Below are 523 nucleotides of genomic sequence, written 5' to 3'. Positions count from 1 at the left end.
CGAACATCAGACACAGATACAAAATGGTACTTAAAGTTGTATTTTTCGTGGCACTTTTCGCTTTAGCAAGGGGTGGTATCATAGCACCAGCTGCACCCCTCTTTAGGGCGGCACCTGCCCCTGTCTTTGCCCCAGCACCGGTTGTCCACGCTGCTCCAGCACCCTTGATTCATGCAGCCCCAGCTTCTGTAGTAGATGCCGACTACGACCCTAACCCCCAGTATTCTTACGCTTACAGCGTGGAGGATGCTCTTACAGGAGACAGTAAAGCCCAGAGCGAATCCAGAAACGGAAATGTTGTCCAGGGAAGTTACTCCTTGACCGATTCTGATGGTACCAGGAGGACTGTTGACTACACAGCTGACTCGATCAATGGATTTAATGCTGTCGTCCGGAAAGAACCCTTGGGTGTGCCAGTAGCCCGATATCACTAGGATACAACCCCGACTGATTGTTAAATAATTGTATGGGTTGTTTTGAATTATTAGGCCTTTTTTATAAATACTTATTAAATATTAGCACG

The 523-nt window shown here is 47.2% G+C and carries 1 protein-coding gene; it reads left to right on the top strand.

All coding sequences use genetic code 11. From position 1 onward, the window contains the following. On the top strand, positions 1–434 hold a 434-nt coding region (locus tag EK369_RS23055; protein WP_206198171.1), incomplete at its 5' end, for a chitin-binding domain-containing protein. Positions 435–523 lie beyond the last annotated feature (89 nt).

This window comes from Shimia sediminis (assembly GCF_003990645.1).
Classification (GTDB): Bacteria; Pseudomonadota; Alphaproteobacteria; order Rhodobacterales; family Rhodobacteraceae; genus Shimia; species Shimia sediminis.
This window is presented reverse-complemented; position numbering and strand designations above follow the sequence as displayed.